19 protein-coding genes are annotated in these 18811 nt (G+C 71.4%); 4 read left to right on the top strand and 15 right to left on the bottom strand.

Translation table 11 applies throughout. The annotated features are described in order from the left end of the window. Positions 1 to 7: 7 nt before the first annotated feature. Positions 8 to 631 (top strand): precorrin-8X methylmutase, encoded by a 624-nt coding sequence (locus LX12_RS02495; protein WP_253652895.1) that lies wholly within the window; start codon positions 8 to 10, stop codon positions 629 to 631. Then, positions 628 to 2160 (top strand): precorrin-2 C(20)-methyltransferase, encoded by a 1533-nt coding sequence (locus LX12_RS02490; protein ID WP_253652894.1) that lies wholly within the window; start codon positions 628 to 630, stop codon positions 2158 to 2160. The genes LX12_RS02495 and LX12_RS02490 overlap by 4 nt, the downstream gene beginning before the upstream one ends. Here LX12_RS02490 and LX12_RS02485 read toward each other — a convergent pair. The 4 genes from LX12_RS02485 to dprE2 are packed head-to-tail and all read right to left on the bottom strand — an operon-like array spanning position 2108 to position 5611. Continuing rightward, positions 2108 to 2872, bottom strand: coding sequence for a cobalt-precorrin-6A reductase (locus LX12_RS02485; protein ID WP_253652893.1), 765 nt, complete (start codon positions 2870 to 2872; stop codon positions 2108 to 2110). The two genes, LX12_RS02490 and LX12_RS02485, sit on opposite strands and share 53 nt — an antisense overlap. Beyond that, a complete protein-coding gene (cobM, locus tag LX12_RS02480; RefSeq protein WP_253652892.1) occupies positions 2869 to 3627 on the bottom strand; it encodes a precorrin-4 C(11)-methyltransferase in 759 nt (252 codons plus the stop codon). Before cobM ends, LX12_RS02485 begins: the two co-directional genes overlap by 4 nt. Continuing rightward, positions 3624 to 4832 carry a precorrin-6y C5,15-methyltransferase (decarboxylating) subunit CbiE gene (gene cbiE / locus LX12_RS02475; RefSeq protein WP_253652891.1) on the bottom strand — a complete coding sequence of 403 codons (1209 nt, stop codon included), beginning with the start codon at positions 4830 to 4832 and terminating at the stop codon, positions 3624 to 3626. Before cbiE ends, cobM begins: the two co-directional genes overlap by 4 nt. Further along, positions 4829 to 5611 (bottom strand): decaprenylphospho-beta-D-erythro-pentofuranosid-2-ulose 2-reductase, encoded by a 783-nt coding sequence (gene dprE2 / locus LX12_RS02470; RefSeq protein ID WP_253652890.1) that lies wholly within the window; start codon positions 5609 to 5611, stop codon positions 4829 to 4831. The genes cbiE and dprE2 overlap by 4 nt, the downstream gene beginning before the upstream one ends. A 68-nt stretch (positions 5612 to 5679) precedes the next feature. Here dprE2 and LX12_RS02465 point away from each other — a divergent pair, with 68 nt between their 5' ends. Further along, positions 5680 to 6090: a pyridoxamine 5'-phosphate oxidase family protein gene (locus LX12_RS02465; RefSeq protein ID WP_253652889.1), complete on the top strand. Its 411-nt coding sequence runs from the start codon at positions 5680 to 5682 to the stop codon at positions 6088 to 6090. Positions 6091 to 6217: 127 nt separating this feature from the next. Here LX12_RS02465 and LX12_RS02460 read toward each other — a convergent pair whose 3' ends face one another. Beyond that, positions 6218 to 7333 (bottom strand): M24 family metallopeptidase, encoded by a 1116-nt coding sequence (locus tag LX12_RS02460; protein WP_253652888.1) that lies wholly within the window; start codon positions 7331 to 7333, stop codon positions 6218 to 6220. Positions 7334 to 7393: 60 nt separating this feature from the next. Here LX12_RS02460 and LX12_RS02455 point away from each other — a divergent pair, with 60 nt between their 5' ends. Beyond that, positions 7394 to 8350: a 5'-3' exonuclease gene (locus LX12_RS02455; RefSeq protein WP_253653169.1), complete on the top strand. Its 957-nt coding sequence runs from the start codon at positions 7394 to 7396 to the stop codon at positions 8348 to 8350. Between the two features lie 25 nt (positions 8351 to 8375). Here LX12_RS02455 and LX12_RS22150 read toward each other — a convergent pair whose 3' ends face one another. From LX12_RS22150 to LX12_RS02405, 10 genes are all read right to left on the bottom strand, one after another. Further along, positions 8376 to 9098 carry a DUF4333 domain-containing protein gene (locus LX12_RS22150; protein ID WP_253652887.1) on the bottom strand — a complete coding sequence of 241 codons (723 nt, stop codon included), beginning with the start codon at positions 9096 to 9098 and terminating at the stop codon, positions 8376 to 8378. Positions 9099 to 9207: 109 nt separating this feature from the next. Next, positions 9208 to 12051 carry a DEAD/DEAH box helicase gene (locus LX12_RS02445; protein WP_253652886.1) on the bottom strand — a complete coding sequence of 948 codons (2844 nt, stop codon included), beginning with the start codon at positions 12049 to 12051 and terminating at the stop codon, positions 9208 to 9210. Further along, on the bottom strand, positions 12038 to 12967 hold the full coding sequence (gene tatC / locus LX12_RS02440; protein WP_253653168.1) for a twin-arginine translocase subunit TatC: 930 nt from the start codon (positions 12965 to 12967) through the stop codon (positions 12038 to 12040). Before tatC ends, LX12_RS02445 begins: the two co-directional genes overlap by 14 nt. Before the next feature lie 151 nt (positions 12968 to 13118). Next, positions 13119 to 13391, bottom strand: a complete 273-nt coding sequence (gene tatA, locus LX12_RS02435) for a Sec-independent protein translocase subunit TatA (RefSeq protein WP_253652885.1) — start codon at positions 13389 to 13391, stop codon at positions 13119 to 13121. 102 nt (positions 13392 to 13493) lie between these two features. Continuing rightward, positions 13494 to 14471, bottom strand: a complete 978-nt coding sequence (locus tag LX12_RS02430) for a helix-turn-helix transcriptional regulator (protein ID WP_308213959.1) — start codon at positions 14469 to 14471, stop codon at positions 13494 to 13496. Further along, positions 14468 to 15457 (bottom strand): helix-turn-helix transcriptional regulator, encoded by a 990-nt coding sequence (locus LX12_RS02425; protein WP_253652884.1) that lies wholly within the window; start codon positions 15455 to 15457, stop codon positions 14468 to 14470. The genes LX12_RS02430 and LX12_RS02425 overlap by 4 nt, the downstream gene beginning before the upstream one ends. Positions 15458 to 15523: 66 nt before the next feature. Next, positions 15524 to 16882, bottom strand: coding sequence for a Pup--protein ligase (pafA, locus tag LX12_RS02420; RefSeq protein ID WP_253652883.1), 1359 nt, complete (start codon positions 16880 to 16882; stop codon positions 15524 to 15526). A 60-nt stretch (positions 16883 to 16942) separates the two neighbouring features. After that, positions 16943 to 17737: a proteasome subunit alpha gene (gene prcA, locus LX12_RS02415; protein WP_253652882.1), complete on the bottom strand. Its 795-nt coding sequence runs from the start codon at positions 17735 to 17737 to the stop codon at positions 16943 to 16945. Next, on the bottom strand, positions 17734 to 18567 hold the full coding sequence (gene prcB, locus LX12_RS02410; RefSeq protein WP_253652881.1) for a proteasome subunit beta: 834 nt from the start codon (positions 18565 to 18567) through the stop codon (positions 17734 to 17736). Before prcB ends, prcA begins: the two co-directional genes overlap by 4 nt. Then, positions 18564 to 18758 (bottom strand): ubiquitin-like protein Pup, encoded by a 195-nt coding sequence (locus LX12_RS02405; RefSeq protein WP_253652880.1) that lies wholly within the window; start codon positions 18756 to 18758, stop codon positions 18564 to 18566. Before LX12_RS02405 ends, prcB begins: the two co-directional genes overlap by 4 nt. Positions 18759 to 18811 lie beyond the last annotated feature (53 nt).

Raw genomic sequence — 18811 nt, 5'->3', positions numbered from 1 at the left:
GCCCGACATGTACGACTACATCCACGACGGCGCCGAGATCTACCGGCAGTCGTTCGCGACCATCCGCAGCGAGGCGCGGCTCGACGGGCTCGACCCGGAGACGGAGAAGGTCGTCGTCCGGATGATCCACGCCTGCGGCCAGGTCGATCTCGTCGAGGACGTCCGGATCACCGACGGCGCCGTCACCCGCGCTCGCGCTGCACTGCAGGCCGGTGCCCCGATCCTGTGTGACGCGACGATGGTCGCGTCGGGGGTGACGCGGCGCCGGCTCCCCGTCGACAACGACGTGCTGTGCATGCTCGGCGATCCCCGCACCCCCGATCTCGCACGGGAGCTCGCGACCACCCGCACCGCGGCCGCCGTCCATCTCTGGCAGCCGATGCTGGAGGGTGCCGTGGTGGCCATCGGCAACGCGCCGACCGCTCTGTACGCGCTGTTGGAGTTGATCGACGCCGGGGCGCCGCGTCCCGCGGTCGTCGTCGGCGCGCCGGTCGGGTTCATCGGTGCCGCGGAATCCGCTGCGGCACTGGCAGAACGGCATGACCTCGATTACGTCACCGTGCTCGGGCGGCGCGGCGGGTCGGCCATCACCGCGGCAGCGGTCAACGCACTCGCGAGCCCCGTCGAATGACCGCGCCCGGAACGCTCTGGGGCGTCGGACTCGGGCCCGGGGACAGCGAACTCGTCACCGTGAAAGCGGCGAGGGTGATCGGCGAGGCCGACGTCGTCGCGTATCACTGTGCGCAGCACGGCAACTCGATCGCATTGGGAGTGGCCGAGCCGTACCTGCGCGAGGGGCAGGTCCGCGAGGAGCTGCGCTACCCCGTCACCACCGAGACGACCGACCACCCGGGCGGATACCGTGGCGCGCTCGACGAGTTCTACACACAGGCCGCCGAGCGGTTGGCCGTCCACCTGCGCGCCGGAAAGTCGGTGGCGCTGCTCGCCGAGGGCGATCCGCTCTTCTACTCGAGCTTCATGCACATGCACAAGCGCCTCGTCGGGGAGTTCCCGGTCGAGATCATCCCGGGCGTGACGTCGCCGAGCGCGGCGGTCGCGGCCGTCGGGCTGCCCTGGGTCGAGGCCGACGAGACGACCACGATCCTGCCGGGCACCCTCCCCCGCGACGAGTTGGTGCGCCGTCTGCGTGACGCGGATGCGGTCGCGATCATGAAGTTGGGCCGGACTTTCGCCGCCGTGCGGGAGGCGTTGGAGATCGCCGGTGTCGCCGATCGCGCCTGGTATGTCGAGCGGGCGTCGACCGATCGCCAGCGGGTGGTGCCCGTACGCGACGTCGACGCGTCGACGGTGCCGTACTTCTCCATGGTCGTCGTCCCGGGCCGGCTCAACGCCGTCACCACGGGCGGCGTCGTCCCGCAGGACGTCTCGGTCGGTGAGGTCGTCGTCGTCGGTCTCGGGCCCGGCGCCGACCGATGGACGACGCCCGAGGTCTCCGCAGAGCTCTCGCGTGCGACGGACCTGGTCGGTTACGCGACCTACCTGCGTCGGGTCGTGCCACGACCCGGCCAGCGTGTGCACGCCAGCGACAACAAGGTCGAGTCCGAACGGGCCTGCATGGCACTGGATCTGGCCGCGCGCGGCGGTCAGGTCGTCGTGGTGTCGTCCGGCGATCCCGGCGTGTTCGCCATGGCCACCGCCGTGGTCGAGATGGCCGCCGACGACGAGTGGTCGCACGTTCCGGTGCGCGTCGTGCCCGGTGTCACGGCGGCCAGCGCGGTCGCCGCGGCGGTCGGGGCCCCACTCGGACACGACTTCGCGGTCATCTCCCTGTCGGACCGGCTGAAGTCGTGGGAGATCGTGGTCCGCCGCCTCCGTTCGGCACTGGCCTCCGACATGGTCATCGCTGTGTACAACCCCGCCTCTCGCGAGCGGACCTGGCAGGTCGCGGCGCTACGCGAGATGGTGATCGAGCTGGCTTCTCCGGATCGCGTCGTCATCCTCGGCCGGGACGTCGGTGGGCCGACCGAGACGGTCACGGTGACCACCGCGGGTGAGATGGACCCGGGCGTCGTCGACATGCGCACACTGCTGATCGTGGGGTCGTCGACCACGACGGTGGTCGAGCGTGCGGCCGGCCGGGCTGTGTTCACGTCCCGTCGGTACGAGGACTCGTCAGGATCTGCCGCAGCACGGCCATGACCTCGTCGACGGTGGTGACCTCGTGGTCGACTGCCGGCGTCGGGGGGCGTCGCACCATCACCACTTCGAGTCCGAGGTCGGCCGCGGCGGTCAGCTTGGCCCGGGTCAGCTCACCGCCGGAGTTCTTGGTGACGACGAGGTCGATCCTGTTGTCCTGCAGCAGCGTCCGCTCCGAGTCCAGGTCGTAGGGTCCGCGGCTGCGCAGGATCTGGTGGTGCGGCGGCAGATCGGCGGTGGGCGGGTCGACGACCCGGATCAGGAACCAGGCGGTGTGCACCGCGGCGAACGCCCCGACATCCTGCCGGCCGGTCGTCAGCAGGACCCGCCCGCCGCGGTCGGCGACGACCTCGGCGGCGGCGGCGACGTCGTCGACCACGGTCCACCGGTCACGGGGGCCGGGTTGCCAGGCGGGTCGTCGAAGAGCGATCAGGGGGACGCCGGCGAGCGTGGCGGCGCGCGCCGCGTTGTGGGAGATGGTCCTGGCGAACGGGTGGGTGGCGTCGACGAGGACCGGGGACCGGTGCTCGACGATCCAGTCGCGCAGCCCGTCGACGCCGCCGAAACCGCCGATCCGGACCTGTCCGACCGGCAGACGGGGCTGCGTCACCCGACCGGCCAGCGAGGAGACGACGGGGGTGCCGGCGTCGACCAGGAGTGCCGCGAGCGATCGGGCTTCGCCGGTGCCACCCAGGAGGAGGACGGGCCCGGTCACGGCGATTCCGACAGCTTCGTCATCCGCGCGGCCGAGTACAGGTAGCTGTCGGGGAAACCCGACGCGCCGAGCACCCGGCCGACCAGGATCACCGCGGTCTTCACGATGCCGGCCTGTCGGGTGCGCTCGGCGAGTTCGGACAGGGTGCAGCGCACGATCGTCTCGTTCTCGCGGCTGGCGAACGCGACGACCGCGCACGGGCAGTCCGGTCCGTAGGTGGCCACGAGGTCTGCCTGCACGGCGTCGACCTGCCGGGCGGCGAGATGGAGTGCGAGGGTGACGCCGGTGCGGGCCAGTTCCGCCAATGTCTCCCCCGGCGGCATGTCGGTGGACAGCGTGGAGACGCGGGTGATGAGCAGCGACTGCCCGACGCCGGGCACCGTCAGTTCGCGTCCGAGCGAGGCCGCTACAGCGGCGAAGGCCGGGACGCCGGGCACGACGACGTGGTCGATGCCGATCGTGTCGAGCGCTCGGATCTGTTCGGCCATGGCGGAGTACAGCGAGGTGTCGCCGGAGTGCAGCCGGGCGACGTCGTGACCGGCGTCGTGGGCGGTGCGGATGTGCCCGACGATCTCGTCGAGCGGCATCCGCGCGGTGTCGACGAGCACGGCGTCGTCGGGGCAGTGCGCCAGCACCTCGGCGGGCACGAGCGATCCCGCGAACAGGCATGTGCGGCATCGTTTCAGGGTCTCGACGGCGCGCAGCGTCAGCAGGTCGGGTGCGCCCGGTCCGGCGCCGACGAAGAAGACGGTCACGGCTCCTCCGGTCTGCGGGCGATCCACTGGGTGACGGGAAGGACAGGGCGCCAGGCGGTCATGGTGCCCAGCGGTGCGGCGGATTCCAGGTGGATGCGGCGGAGGTCACCGCCGCGAGCGCGCTGCTCGGCGACCACGAGGTGCTCCGACTCGACGGTGACCGCGTTGGCGACCAGACGCCCGCCGGGTCGCAGGGCCGCCCAGCACGCGTCCACCATGCCCGGGTCGGTGAGGCCCCCGCCGACGAAGACGGCGTCGGGTGTCTCGTCGGGCGGGAAGGAGTCGGGGGCTGCGCCGTCGACGGCCAGTGAGCGGGAGACGCCATGGTGCGCGGCGTTCCGCGCGATCCGCGCACGTCGGGTCTCGTCGGCCTCGAACGTCCGTGCGCGACACCGCCTGTCGCTGCGACACCACTCGATCGCGATGGAACCGGCGCCGCTGCCGATGTCCCACAACGTCTCCCCCGCCGCCGGCTGCAGTGCCGCGATGGTGAGCGCACGGACACCGGCCTTGGTGAGTTGTCCGTCGTTGTCGTAGACGTCGTCGTCGAGTCCTGCCGAGCGGATCAGGCGCGGCCCGACGCACTCGACGGCGATCACGGTCAGCGGCTCGCTCGCCGGATGCGCCCAGGCGTCGGCGCGACCGGTCGTCGTCGACTCCCCCGGGCCGCCGAGCGCGGACAGCACGGTCAGCGTCGACCGCCCGAAGCCGTTCGCGGAGAGCACCTGCGCCAGCTCAGCGGGGGTGTCGGCGTCGCGCCCGAGGACGAGCAGTCGCAGGCCGTCCCCGGCCTCGGCGAGGACGGACTCGACCGGGTCGGTGACGACCGAGATCACCGTGGTCCGGGCGAGGTCCCAGCCGATGCGCGCGGCGGCCAGCGAGGCGCTGGACACCGCGGGGAGGACGTGGACCCGGTCGGCGCCGATGCGCCGGACGATCGTCGCGCCGACCCCGTGGAACATCGGGTCACCACTGGCCAGCACGTGCACGGTTCCGGCGGTGTGGGTGATCAGAGCGTCGAGGTCGTCGAGCATGGGCGTCGTCCACGTGTGTCGCCGGGCGGACACATCGTCGGGCAGGAGCGCGAGTTGGCGGGTCGATCCGGCGATGATCGTCGCGCCGAGGAGTTCGTCCCGCGACCGCGGGGACAGGCCGGGCCAGCCGTCGGCCCCGACGCCGACGACGACGACCGTCGGCGTGGTCATCGCGGCATCCGCCGCCAGATCGGTTGCGGCAGCACACGCATGACGGCGAACACCGGTCGCAGGGCCCCGGGGATCCAGACCGTGCGGCGTCCTCGGCGCAGTGCGTGCACGACGGCCTCGCCGACCTGGTCGGCGGTGCTCGACATCGGTGCGGGATCGACCCCGGACGCCATCAGGTCGCGGGTCATCGCCCCGACGACGAAACCCGGCCGCGCGAGCAGGAGATGCACGCCGCTGCCGTGCAGCGCATCCGAGAGCCCCGACGCGAAGCCGTCGAGACCGGCTTTCGTCGAGCCGTAGACGTAGTTCGCGCGACGCACGCGAACACCGGCGACCGACGAGAAGACGACGATGGCGCCGGAGGCCTGTCGGCGCATCGCCTGCGTGAGTGGGGTGAGGACACTGATCTGCGCGAGGTAGTCGGTGTGCGCGATCTGCAGCGCGTGGGCATGATCGGTCTCGGCGCGAGCGGCGTCACCCAGGATCCCGAACGCGATGATGGCGATGCCGATCCGGCCGTGCTCGGCGACGATCGCGTCGACGAGGGCCGGGTGTGTGTCGGTGTCGTCGGCGTCGAACGCGACGGTATGGACCGCTTTCGCGCCGGCCTCGGTCAGGACCCGTCGCTGGTCGGCGAGGTCGTCGGGCCGGCGGGCCGCGAGGACGACGACGGCGCCGTCGGCCACGCGCCGCGCGACCTCGATGCCGATCTCGCTACGTCCGCCGAACAGGACCACGACGCCGTCGGTGGTCGGTGGTCTGCGCAGCACGTCGAGCATTCTCCCACCGCGGTGTCGGCTCCTCCCGCACCGGTGCCGTGGCGAGGTGGCTGGCTACCCTGACCACCGTGCCCCGCGACGCCTCCGACCTCACCGACACGGCCCTCGAGTTCCTCACCGACCGACACCTGGCGAGCCTGGTGACGCTCCGCGCGGACGGGACGCCGCACTCGGTGGCGGTGGGTGTCACCTACGAGCCGGAACGTCGACTCGCGCGGGTCATCACCGTCGAGGGAAGCCAGAAGGTCCGCAACGCCGAGCGGTCGGGGTATGCCGCCGCCACACACGTCGACGGCCCGCGGTGGCTCACCCTGGAGGGCCCGGCTCGGGTGAACCGCGACCCCGAGGGGATCGCCGAGGCCGAACGTCGGTACGCCGCCCGTTACCGGCAGCCGAAGCCGAACCCGCGTCGCGTCGTCATCGAGTTCGAGGTCACGCGCGTACTCGGGTCACGCACCCTGCTCGGCGAGAAGGACTGACCGCGGCGCCTTCCGCACACTCGGCGGGTATCTTCCGCACACTCGGCGGGTATCTTCCGCACGCTCGGCGGGTGTTTTCCGCACGCTCGGCGGGATCGAATGCACGCTCGGCGAGTTGTGTGCGGGGTCAGACGGCGGTGAGGCCGTGGGGACGGGCGTTGACGGCCTCGCAGCCGTCGGCGGTGACGACCACGATGTCCTCGATCCGCGCGCCCCACTCGCCGGAGAAGTAGATTCCCGGCTCGATGGAGAAGGCCATGCCCTCGGTGAGAACGGTGCTGTTGCCCGCCACGATGTAGGGCTCCTCGTGCACCGACAGCCCGATCCCGTGGCCGGTGCGGTGGATGAAGGCGTCGGCGAGCCCGGCCTCGGCCAGCACGGATCGCGCCGCGGCGTCGACGGCCTGCGCCTCGATGCCCGGCCGCACCACGTCGACCGCGGCCTGCTGAGCGCGTTCGAGGATCGCGCAGCGCTCGGCGACGTCGTCGCGGGGTGTCCCGACGACGTAGGTGCGCGTCGAGTCGGAGAAGTAGCCCGGCGCGACGGGGCCGCCGATGTCGACGACCACCACGTCGCCGGCCTCGATGACGCGGTCGGACACCTCGTGGTGCGGGTCGGCACCGTTCGGCCCCGACCCGACGATGACGAACTCCGCGTGGGAGTGGCCCTCGGCGACGATCGCCGCGGTGATGTCGGCGGCGACCTCCCGCTCGGTGCGGCCGGCAGCGAGGAAACCCGATACCTGCGCGTGCACGCGGTCGATCGCGGCCCCCGCGCGTCGGAGCGCGTCGATCTCGGCGTCGTCCTTGGTCATCCGCAGGTGCCGCAGCACATCGGTCGCGAGCACCGGCACGGTCTCGTTGCGGTCGGCGAGGGGCAGCAGGTGCAGGGCGGGGACGGCGTCGGAGACGGCCAGCGCCGACCGCGGGGACACCCCCTGCAACGCGAGCCCGTAGGGATCGTCTCCGTCGACCCAGTCGCGGGTCGCGATGCCGAGGTCACCGACCGCGGACGCCCGCAGTGCCGCGAGTTCCAAGCGCGGCACGACGACCCACGGGTCGCCCGACGACGGAACCACCAACGCGAGGAGTCGCTCGAAAGTACTGGCCCGCGACCCCGTCAGGTAGTCGAGATCCGGCCCGGGCCCGATGACCAGGGCGTCGAGGCCGGCGTCGCGGGCGTGGGTCGCGGCACGGGACAGGCGATCGGCGTAGACCGAGGACGGGAATCGGGACTCGCTCATGGCGTCCAGCCTGTCACGACCCGAGGTCTGGCACAGTGATCGACCATGGCCGCTCCCCTGATGCTGCTCGACGGCGCCAGCCTCTGGTTCCGCGCGTTCCACGGGATCCCCGAGAAGATCACCGCACCCGACGGCCGGCCCGTCAACGCACTGCGCGGCTTCCTCGACATGATCGCGGTCCTCGTGGAGCGGGAACGTCCCCGACGACTGGTCACGTGTCTCGACGTGGACTGGCGCCCCGAGTTCCGCGTGGCACTGATCCCGTCGTACAAGGCGCACCGTGTCGCCGAGGTGGTGCCGACCGCCGACGGCGAGGAGTTCGTCGAGGAGGTACCCGACACGCTCACGCCCCAGGTCGCGATGATCGCCGACGTCCTCGCCGCCGCCGGGATCGCCAGCGCGGGTGCACCCGACTGCGAGGCCGACGACGTGATCGGGACGCTCGCCGACGCGGAGACCGACGACCCGGTCGTCGTGGTCAGCGGGGACCGCGACCTGCTGCAGGTCGTCCGCGACGACCCGGTGGCCGTGCGGGTGCTCTACGTCGGTCGCGGTGTGACGCGCGCGGAGATGTTCGGACCCGACGAGGTCGCCCAGAAGTACGGTGTGCCGCAACAGCATCCGGGCAGCGCGTACGCGGAGTTGGCGATCCTGCGGGGCGATCCCTCCGACGGTTTGCCCGGCGTCGCCGGGGTCGGCGAGAAGACCGCGGCGAAGCTCCTGCGCGAGTTCGGCGACCTCGACGGCGTGGAGGAGGCCGCGCGTGCCCGCGACAAGCGCATCTCGGCGCGGATCGCGGCGTCGATCAATGACGCCCACGACTACCTCGACGCGGCCCGCACCGTCGTGTTCGTGCGCACCGACGCCGACATCGCCTGGGAATCCGGTGCGGTACCGGCTCTGGTGCCCGACGGCCCCGCCGATCCGCATGCGCTCGCAGCGCTCGTGGAGGAACTCGGCGTCGGCTCGTCGGTCAACCGCGTGGCCGCCGCGTTCGGATGGGACGAGCGCTTCTGACCCCGAGCGGTCAGACCGCGACGGATCAGTTCGGGGCCGGCCGTCCGACCTGGTACGTGCCGTTGTCGTCGAGGAACGTGACGGTCACCTGCTGCTGTGCCCCCGCGATGGTGGCGCTGCAGCGGAAGCTCGACCCCTTCTCGACCTTCTGCCCGTCCGGGCATTGCACGCTCGAGACGTCGGTGGCCTGGTAGTCGCGGACGAGTATCGACCGCACACCGTTCTCGGCCGCCGAGCGCGACAGCTCGGTGGTCACCGCGAATCCCGGCGCCCAGAACGCCGTGATCGCCAGGACGACGACGAGCGCGACCACCCCGCCGATGACGCCGAACAGCATCGGCCGGCGCGCCTTCGACGGTGCCATCGACGCGAACGCGTCCTGTCCCGGCGCCGACCCGGCGGACTGCGCGTAGGGCTGCTGGCCGTAGGGCTGCTGGCCGTAGGGCTGCTGTCCGTACTGCGGCGGCGGCTGCTGACCGTACGGTTGCTGTCCGTACTGGGGCGGCGGCTGCTGACCGTACGGTTGCTGTCCGTACTGGGGCGGCGGCTGCTGGCCATACCCCTGCTGACCCCAGGGGGCCTGCCCCGGGTGCCCGCCGTACTGCGGCTGCTGCCCGTACTGATCCTGGTCGTGCGCACGCGCCGGGTCCTGCCACGCCTGCGTCTGCTCGTCGGGTCCGCGCCCGCCCCCGTCGGCGGGGCCCGGTGTCCGGGGATCGGTCATCGAGCCCTCCCGCACTGTCGTCACGCTGCGACCGCACCCGCGCGCGGACGCCCTGGTCCGCGACCGAAGATACCGCACCACCCCGGCTCGCCCCGGTAGCTCCGGCACGTGCGGCGCGGGCCGTCCCGTCGGGTCAGCCGATCTCGACCGCAACCACCCCGCGGGTGACCGCGCGGGCCGCGGCGCGGGCGGTCGCGGCGACCGGCGTCCCTGCCGCGGCGATGCGGATCTGCTCCAACAGGTCGATCACCTGCCGCGACCACCGCACGAAATCGCCTGCGGGCAGCGGCCGTCCGCGGTCACCGGCCACGGCCAGCACCTCGGCCAGCGGCCGCCCGGACGCCCAGAGGTGCGTGGCGAGCGCGAAACCGGCGTCCGGTTCGCGGGTCACCGTCACGTGATGGCGCTCCTCGACCACCGACAGCGCACGCCAGGCACGGTGGGTGGCGGTGAGCGCGTCGCGCACGGCGTCGTCGCCCGTCACGAGGTCCGCACCGGCGTAGGCGTCGCGCCGGGACTCGTACACCGTCGACGACACCACCGCGGCCAGTTGCGGCGCGGTCAGTCCCTCCCAGATGCCACCGCGCAGACATTCGCAGATGAGCAGGTCGCTCTCGCTGTAGACCCGCGCCAGGGCGGCGCCCGACGCGGTCACCGTCAGCGACTCGCCGTCGCGCACGAGATATCCGAGGTGCTCGAGGACCGCGACCACGCGATCGAACGTGACCGACAGCGTCGAGGTGCGGGTGCGGACCCCCTCGACGAGGCCGTCGAGGTCCCGCTGGACCCGGGCCCGTCGCTCGGCGAGCCGGAAGAGTTCGTCGGATCCGGAGATGTCGTGCGCCGGGTGCGCCCGCAGCCGCGCTCGCAGGTCCGCCAACTGGCCGTCGTCGGCGGCCGGGGCCCGCTTGGCGGGGCGACCCCTCGGCATCTCGATACCGGTGTTGCGCAACGACGACGCGAGGTCGCGTCGGCCCTTCCCGGTGCGGCGGTCGACCTGCTCGCCCAGCCGCATGTCGCCGAGGACCTCGGGCGGGTTCACGAAGTCCCGAGCACCCACGCGGCCACACCACGCGTCCTCACAGAGCACCAGTGGACGCGGGTCGCGGCGATCGGAGGCCTGTTCGACGACGACCGCCAGTCCGCGGTGCCGTCCACCCCGCAGAGCGATGACGTGGCCACGCTTCAGACCGAACAGGTCGTCGACGACGGAGTCCTGCCGGTCCATCCGTGTCCGGAACTTGAGGTCCCGTTCCCGGGCCCGGATGCTCTGGCGGAGGCGCATGTACCCGAAGAACCCGGCGTATCCGTCGGGACCGGAGGCGGGGTCGGGATCGAGGTCGCCGGCGTCGATGCCGAGGGAGCCCGCGCGACCGGTGAGCTCGGCGTCCACCGTCCGGAGGGTCGCGCGCGTCGCGTCGATCCGCCGATGCTGACCGACCACCGACCGGTCCGCCTGGAACTGGGCGAACGACCGCTCGAGCAGGTTCTTGGCACCGTCGAACCCGACACGATCGATGAGGTTGATCGCCATGTTGTACTCCGGCGCGAACGAGCTGCGGAGCGGGAACGTGCGCGCCCCGGCGAGCCCCGCGACGCGACCGGGGTCCAGCTCGGGTGACCAGACCACCACAGCGTGGCCCTCGACGTCGATGCCCCGGCGGCCGGCGCGTCCGGTGAGCTGGGTGAACTCACCCGGCGTCAGGTCGACGTGTGCCTCGCCGTTGAACTTCACGAGCCGTTCGAGCACGACCGACCGCGCGGGCATGTTGATGCCGAGGGCCAGCGTCTCGGTGGCGAACACGGCGCGCACCAGACCACGCACGAACAGTTCCTCGACGGCGTGACGGAAGGCGGGGAGCATGCCGGCGTGGTGTGCGGCGAACCCCCGGGCCAGCGCCGACGCCCACCGGTCGACGCGCAGCACCTCCCGGTCGGCGTCGGACAACTCCCCGACGTGCTTCTCCACCACCGCCTCGACCTCGCCGGCCTCGTCCGGGCGCAGCAGGTTCAGCCCGGACCGCAGACACTGGTCGAGGGCGGCGTCGCAGCCGGCGCGCGAGAAGACGAAGGTGATCGCGGGCAACAGACCCTCGCGGTCGAGCCGGGCGATGAGGTCGGGACGCGACACGACCGCGCCGGTGCGGACCCCGCCCCTGGTGCCGTGACGACCACGCCCGGCTCGCGGCCCGCGGCCGTGCACGCGGTCGTGGTCGTCGACCATCTCGCGCTGCTTGATGTAGCGCGTCAGCTCGGGGTTGACCTCGGGCTTGGCGCCGGGCCGGGACCTGCGGTCGAACAGGTCGAGGATGCGGTTGCCGACCATCATGTGCTGCCACAGCGGGACGGGCCGGTGCTCGTCGACGACGACGGTGGTGTCACCGCGGACGGTCTTGATCCAGTCGCCGAACTCCTCGGCGTTGCTGACGGTCGCCGACAGGCTGACCACCTTGACCCCCGGGTCGAGGTGGAGGATCACCTCCTCCCAGACGGCGCCGCGGAAACGGTCAGCCAGGAAGTGCACCTCGTCCATGACCACGTGCGACAGTCCCTGCAGCGCAGGCGAGTTCGCGTAGATCATGTTGCGGACGACCTCGGTGGTCATCACGACCACGGGTGCGTGCGGGTTGATCGACGAGTCGCCGGTGAGCAGGCCGACCGCGTCGTGGCCGTGGACGGCGACGAGGTCGGCGTACTTCTGGTTGCTCAGTGCCTTGATCGGGGTGGTGTAGAAGCACTTCGAGCCCGCCGCGAGCGCGAGGTGGACGGCGAACTCGCCGACGATCGTCTTCCCGGCACCGGTCGGCGCGCACACCAGGACACCGTGGCCGTCCTCGAGCGCCGAGCAGGCGGCGAGCTGGAACGGGTCGAGGCCGAAGTCGAGCCGATCGGTGAACTCGAGCAGCCGCGGCCGGGAGGCGACGAGGGCGGAGGGGCCTGCTCCCAGGTCGTCGAGGTCCGGGTCAGAGGACGTCATCGAGGTCCGACGCGCTGACGGGTCGGCGTGACGCGGTCATCGGGCTCGCCGACACGGGTCCGCTCGCGGCCACCGGCGAGCTCGCACCGACCATCTCCGGGCGGTGGTCCAGGGGGGAGGCCTCTTCGTCGGACAGGTGGTCCCAGTTCTCGCCCACCCGGCGCGCCTTGCGGCGGTCGTGGATGCGGGTGAACTGCACCGCGAGCTCGAACAGCACGGTGAGGGCCAGCGCCAGCGCGAGCATCGTGAACGGGTCGGAGCCGGGGGTGACGACGGCGGCGAACACGAACAATCCGAACGTCAGGCCCCGCCGCCAGGCCTTGAGTCGCGCGTAGCTGAGGACCCCGATGAGGTTGAGGGCGATGATCAGCAGCGGGACCTCGAAGCTGACGCCGAAGATGATCAGCAGGTGCAGCATGAAGGTGAAGTACTGGTCACCGGCGAGCGCCGTCACCTGGACGTCGTTGCCCACGGTGAGCAGGAAGTGGAACGCCTTCGCCACCACGAGGTAGGCGAGCACGGTGCCGGCCACGAACAGCACCGCCGCCGCGGACACGAACGACAGCCCGTAGCGGCGTTCGTTCTTGTGCAGGCCCGGGGTGATGAACTGCCACAGTTGGTAGAACCAGACCGGACACGCGAGCACGACGCCTGCGGTGGCACCGACCTTGAGGCGCAGCAGGAACTGGTCGAACGGTCCGGTCGCGAGGAGTCGGCACTCGTCGCCCGGCGTGAGGGTCGCGCGGGAACTCGGCGGCAGCGAACAGTAGGGACCGCGCAACAATTCGCCGAGCGACTCGATCCGGAACACGCCGTGCGAGTACCAGACGAAACCGATGATCGTCGTCAGCGCGATCGCGACGACGGAGATGACGAGTCGACGTCGGAGCTCGTACAGGTGCTCGACGAGCGACATGGTGCCGTCGGGGTTGACGTGACGCCGACGACGGCGCGGATCCAGGGGTATGCGGACCACGGGTCAGGGAACCACCAGTCGGAAGGGCACCACGGTCACGCGGGACGCCCGACCCGACGGGCCGGGCGTGCAGCGACGTGGTGCGGCGGGGTCAGGCGCTGCGGCGTTCCCCGTCGGACTGCGACGAGGTGGTGTGGCCGGTCGAGTCGGTCGGGGTCGGTGCGGGGATCTGTCGCGGAGCGACGTCCTCGGACTCGGCGTGCTCGTCCTTCTTGCCGTCGTTCTGCATCTCCTTGACCTCGGACTTGAAGATGCGCATCGATCGACCGAGGCCGCGGGCGGCGTCGGGGAGCTTCTTCGACCCGAAGAGGATGAGGAACACGATCACCACGATGATGATGTGCCATGGCTGGATGGCGCCCATTGGCCTTCCTTTCGCGCGTCGACTGGTGCCGATGCTACCGGACGGGAGGTGTCCCGGCGGGAGCCGTCGGCCGGGCTCGAGGTGAACTCCTCGGGCGGTGGGTCAGGCCGTGACGTCGGGATACGCGTGCAGGGCGGCCTGCGCGCGTCGGTGGATCTCCGCGCCGACGCCGGGCGCGTCGACCGGCCGGATCCGACCGCCGAAACCGAGCAGGAACCGCGTCAGCCACTCGTCGGAGCCGTAGGTCATGCGTCCGCGCAGCGGTCCGCCGTCGGCGCCGGGGTCGACGACGTCGATCAGGTGGTAGTCGACGACCCAGGCGACGTCCGGCTCGATGAGCAGGTCGACGGTGGGCAGCGACTCGACGTCGTCGCCGAACAGCGAGAGCGACGACGACCCCCGGTCCGACGCCGCGTGATCGTCGGCGGGTTCGTCGAGCAGCCGCGCCTCGTCGATGCGGTCGAAGCGGAAGAGACGGACGCCCTCGCTCTCGCGGCACCACCCCTCGAGGTAGCTCTGTCCGTCGACGGCCTGGATGCGGATGGGGTCGACGGTGCGCTCGGACACGGCGTCCCGTGACGCCGAGTAGTACCGCAACCACAGCGCGCGGTGCGTGCGCAGCGCGTCGCGGACGACGCCGTCCCACCCGTCCGCGGACGTGGCCGGAGGCGAGGGTGCGGTCGACGAGGCCGAACCCAGAGCCGCGTCGCCGACGGCCCGCTCGATCTTGGCGATCGCACGCTGGGCCGCGTCGGGGTCGACGACGCCGCCCATGTCGAGCAATGCGCGTAGCGCCATGAGGAGCACCGAGGCCTCGGCCGGCGTGAGCCGCAGGGGGCGATCCATGCCTGCCGAGAAGGTGACGTCCACGGTGTCGCGGTCCATGAAGTCGAGGTCGATGAGGTCGCCGGGCGAGTAGCCGGGCAAGCCGCACATCCACAGCTGCATGAGGTCGTCCTGCAACTGGGCCGGCGTCACGCCGAGGTCGGCGGCGGCCTGGGTCTTCGCCACCCCGGGATGGGCGAGGAAGTACGGCACCATCGCCAGCAACCGCGACAGACGGGTTGGCGCGCCGCTCACGCGTCCGCCCCCGCGAGTGCGCCGCGGAGCCCGGCGACGACCAGGTCGACGAGGACCGGCGGCTCCAGCGCCACGGCGTCCTCCCCGAGTCCCACCACCTGACGCGCCAGGCTGTCCGCCGACCACTCGCGCAGCGAGACGATCGCACCGGCACGCCCACCGCGCTCCGACGGCTCGAGGTCGGTCGCGGCGCGGCGCACACCTCCCCCACGCCCCTCGGCGACCCACACCCGGGCGACGCCGCGGTCGCCGGAGTCGGCGAAGCCCGCTGCCGCCGCGACGAGTGCGCGCACGTCGACGTCGTCGGGGCGGGTGAACGTGGCCGTCCCGATCTCGACGGGTTCGAGGATGCGCGACAGCCGGAACGTCCGGGTCTTCCCGCGGTCGAGGTCGTGGCCGACGACGTACCACCGGCCGCGGTGGGTGACGACACCCCACGGCTCGAGACGTCGGGTGGTCGGCTCGGCGGTGGGCGACGGCCGGTGGGAGAAGGTCACCGGGAGCTGGTTCTCGACGGCCCGCAGGAGCACCGCGACGACGGCCTCCGACCCCATCGCGCGCGGTGTCGCGGCGCGCACGCCGACGGTGAGATCGGTGTCGGCGACGAGCTCGACGCCACCCGCGCGCAGTTTCAGCAACGCGGTACGGGCCACCGACGCCATCGACGGGTCGTCCCACAGCGCCGCGGCCATCGTCACCGCGGCCGACTCGTCGCGGTCGAGGTCGATGGCCGGCAGCTCGTAGGCACTGCGGTTGACGCGGTAGCCCTCGATCTCCGAGCCGAGGTGCCGGCCGGTCTCCAGCGGGATGCCGAGATCACGGAGTTCGTTCTTGTCGCGCTCGAACATCCGGTTGAACGCCTCGGTGCTCCTCGAGTCGTCGTAGCCCTTGACCAGGGTCCGGATCTTGTCCGCGGTGAGGTAGTGCTCGGTCGACAACAGGCAGATGACGAGGTTCATCAACCGTTCGATCTTGGAGGTCGCCACTCGTCGCAGCCTAGGGCACGGCAACGGTCACCGAAGCGGACACGACCGGCCGTGTCGAGCCGGTGCTCACATGGACGCGATGAGGCGATCGACCCGCTCGTCGACGTTGCGGAACGGGTCCTTGCACAGCACGGTCCGCTGGGCCTGGTCGTTGAGCTTGAGGTGCACCCAGTCGACGGTGAAGTCGCGGCCCGCCTTCTGCGCCGCGGCGATGAAGTCGCCGCGGAGCTTGGCCCGGGTCGTCTGCGGTGGCTCCTCGACCGCGGCCTTGATGTCCTCGTCGGTGGTGATCCGGCGGACCAGCCCCTTGCGTGACATCACGTCGAACACACCGCGTCCCCGCTTGATGTCGTGGAACGCCAGGTCGAGCTGGGCGATCTTCGGGTCGGCCAGATCCATGTCGTAGCGGTCCTGGTACCGCTGGAACAGCTTGCGCTTGATGACCCAGTCGATCTCGGTGTCGACCGACGAGAAGTCCTGCGACTCGACGGCGTCGAGCGTGCGACCCCACAGGTCGACGACGAGCTCCATCTCGGGATCGGGGCGGCGGTCACGCATGTGCTCGACGGCCCGGGCGTGATACTCCCGCTGGATGTCCAGCGCACTCGCCTGGCGGCCACCGGCGAGACGCACGGGACGCCGTCCGGTGGTGTCGTGGCTGACCTCGCGGATGGCGCGGATCGGGTTGTCGAGGGCGAAGTCCCGGAACGAGACCCCGGCCTCGATCATCTCGAGCACCAGGGCGGCGGACCCCACCTTGAGCATCGTGGTGGTCTCGGCCATGTTCGAGTCGCCGACGATCACGTGCAGGCGCCGGTACTTCTCGGCGTCGGCGTGCGGCTCGTCGCGGGTGTTGATGATCGGCCGCGACCGGGTGGTCGCGCTCGAGACGCCTTCCCAGATGTGCTCGGCACGCTGCGACAGGCAGTAGGTGGCGGCCTTGGGGGTCTGCAGCACCTTGCCCGCGCCGCAGATGAGCTGGCGGGTCACCAGGAACGGGAGCAGGACGTCGGAGATGCGCGAGAACTCCCCCGCCCGCACGACCAGGTAGTTCTCGTGGCAGCCGTAGGAGTTCCCGGCCGAGTCGGTGTTGTTCTTGAACAGGTAGATGTCACCGCCGATCCCCTCGTCGGCGAGACGGCGCTCGGCGTCGACGAGGAGCTCCTCCAGCACCAGCTCGCCGGCGCGATCGTGGTTGATCAGCTGGACCAACCCGTCGCACTCGGCGGTGGCGTACTCCGGGTGCGAGCCCACGTCGAGGTAGAGGCGCGCGCCGTTCTGCAGGAAGACGTTCGACGACCGGCCCCACGACACGACCCGTCGGAACAGGTAGCGGGCGACCTCGTCGGGGCTGAGGCGGCGATGACCGTGAAAGGTGCAGGTCACGCCGAACTCGGTCTCGATGCCCATGATGCGACGATCCACCTCGTCGACACTACCGGTGCGATCGGCGGCCGGCCGGGATGAGCGGTCGGGGCGGCCGCGTCAGGAGGTCGTGTCCCCCGACGGGTCGGACGCGTCGGGGGCGTCGCCCTCGGCGGTGTCGGCCGGCGGGGCCGGCAGGATTGCCGCGACCGCGTCGGTGGTCAGGCGCCGGAACGCCCGACGGGGACGCGAGCGGTCGAGGACGGCGACCTCCAGGTCGCCGGCGGCCAGCACACGCGGTTCGGCTGTCGGCTGCGACGACGACCCGTTGGTCGCGGCCGGGGGCGCACCCAGCGCGGTGACCGCACCGGTCAGGGCGGTCGCGAGGTCGGCCTCGGCGTCGTAGGCGTCTTTCATCGCCGTCGTGATCGACTCGGTGGAGCCGCCCATCACCAGGAAGCGGGTCTCGTCGGCGATGGACCCGTCGTAGGTGATGCGGTACAGCTGCGACGGTGTCGTCTTGCCCGGCTGGGCGACCTCGGCGACGCAGAGTTCGACCTCGAACGGCTTCGGCTGCTCGGTGAACACCGACCCCAGGGTGTTGGCGTACGCGTTCGCCAGCGACAGACCGTTCACGTCGGCGCGGTCGTAGCTGTAGCCGCGGACGTCGGCGAGCTGGATGCCCGCCTTGCGGAGGGTCTCGAACTCGTTGTACTTGCCGACCGCGGCGAAGCCGATGCGGTCGTAGATCTCGCTGACCTTGCGCAACGCGTTCGACGGGTTCTCCGCGACGAACAGCACGCCGTCGGCGTAGGTCAGCACGATGACGCTGCGCCCGCGCGCGATGCCTTTGCGGGCGAGCTCCGAGCGGTCGCGCATGATCTGCTCGGCACTGGCGTAGTACGGGAACGTCATGACGCGTCACCCCCGAACGCGGCGTCGTGGGCGGCGGTTCGGTCGGCGATCACGGCCCGTGCGGCCTCCTCGATCTCCGTGGACGGCACCTCGCGGGCACCGTCGGCATCGATGGCGACGGCGGTCGGAACGATACGGCGCACGAGATCCGGTCCGCCGGTGGCGGAGTCGTCGTCGGCGGCGTCGTAGAGGGCCTCGACCGCGATGCGCAGCGCCGACGCGGCGTCGAGATCGGCCCGGTACAGCTTCTTCAGCGACGACTTGGCGAACACCGAGCCCGACCCGATGGCCTGGTAGCCGCCGAACTCCTCGTGCCGGTCCCCGGCGACGTCGAAGGAGAAGATCCGACCGGGACGGGCGGGATCGGTGCCCTCGGGGTCGAACCCGACGAGCATCGGGATGGCGACCAGGCCCTGCAGTGCGGCACCGAGGTTCGACCGCACCATGGTGGCCAGGCGTGTCACCTTGCCGTCGAGGGTGAGCGGACGGCCCTCGATCTTCTCGTAGTGCTCCAGTTCGACCGCGAACAGTCGGACCATCTCCACGGCGATGCCCGCGGTCCCGGCGATGCCGGCGGCGGAGTACTCGTCGGTGACGAACGTCTTGCGGATGTCGCGGCTGGCGATCATGTTGCCCGCCGTGGCCCGACGGTCACCCGCGATCAGCACACCGCCCGGGAACGCGACGGCCACGATGGTGGTGCCGTGCGGGATGGAGTCGGTGGGTGACACGACGTGGGTGGTGTCGGGGAGCAGTTCCGGTGCGGTGCGCCGCAGGTGGTCGGTGAAGGACGAGATGTCCCGGCCGATTCCGTCGAGCTGTCCGCTCACTGGCCGCCTTTCTGCACGTACGCGCGCACGAAGTCCTCGGCGTTCTCCTCGAGCACGTCGTCGATCTCGTCCAGCAGGTCGTCGGTGTCGTCGGCCAGCTTCTCGCGTCGTTCCTGCCCGGCGGCGGTGTCCGGGCCGTCGGCGGAGTCGTCGTCCCCGCCACCGCTGCGCCGCGTCTGCTCCTGCGCCATTGCTGCCTCCTCGATCCTGCGATCCCGGGGCCGCGAGGGCCCGGGGAGTCCGT

This window comes from Williamsia serinedens, assembly GCF_024171725.1.
GTDB lineage: Bacteria > Actinomycetota > Actinomycetes > Mycobacteriales > Mycobacteriaceae > Williamsia_A > Williamsia_A serinedens.
This window is presented reverse-complemented; position numbering and strand designations above follow the sequence as displayed.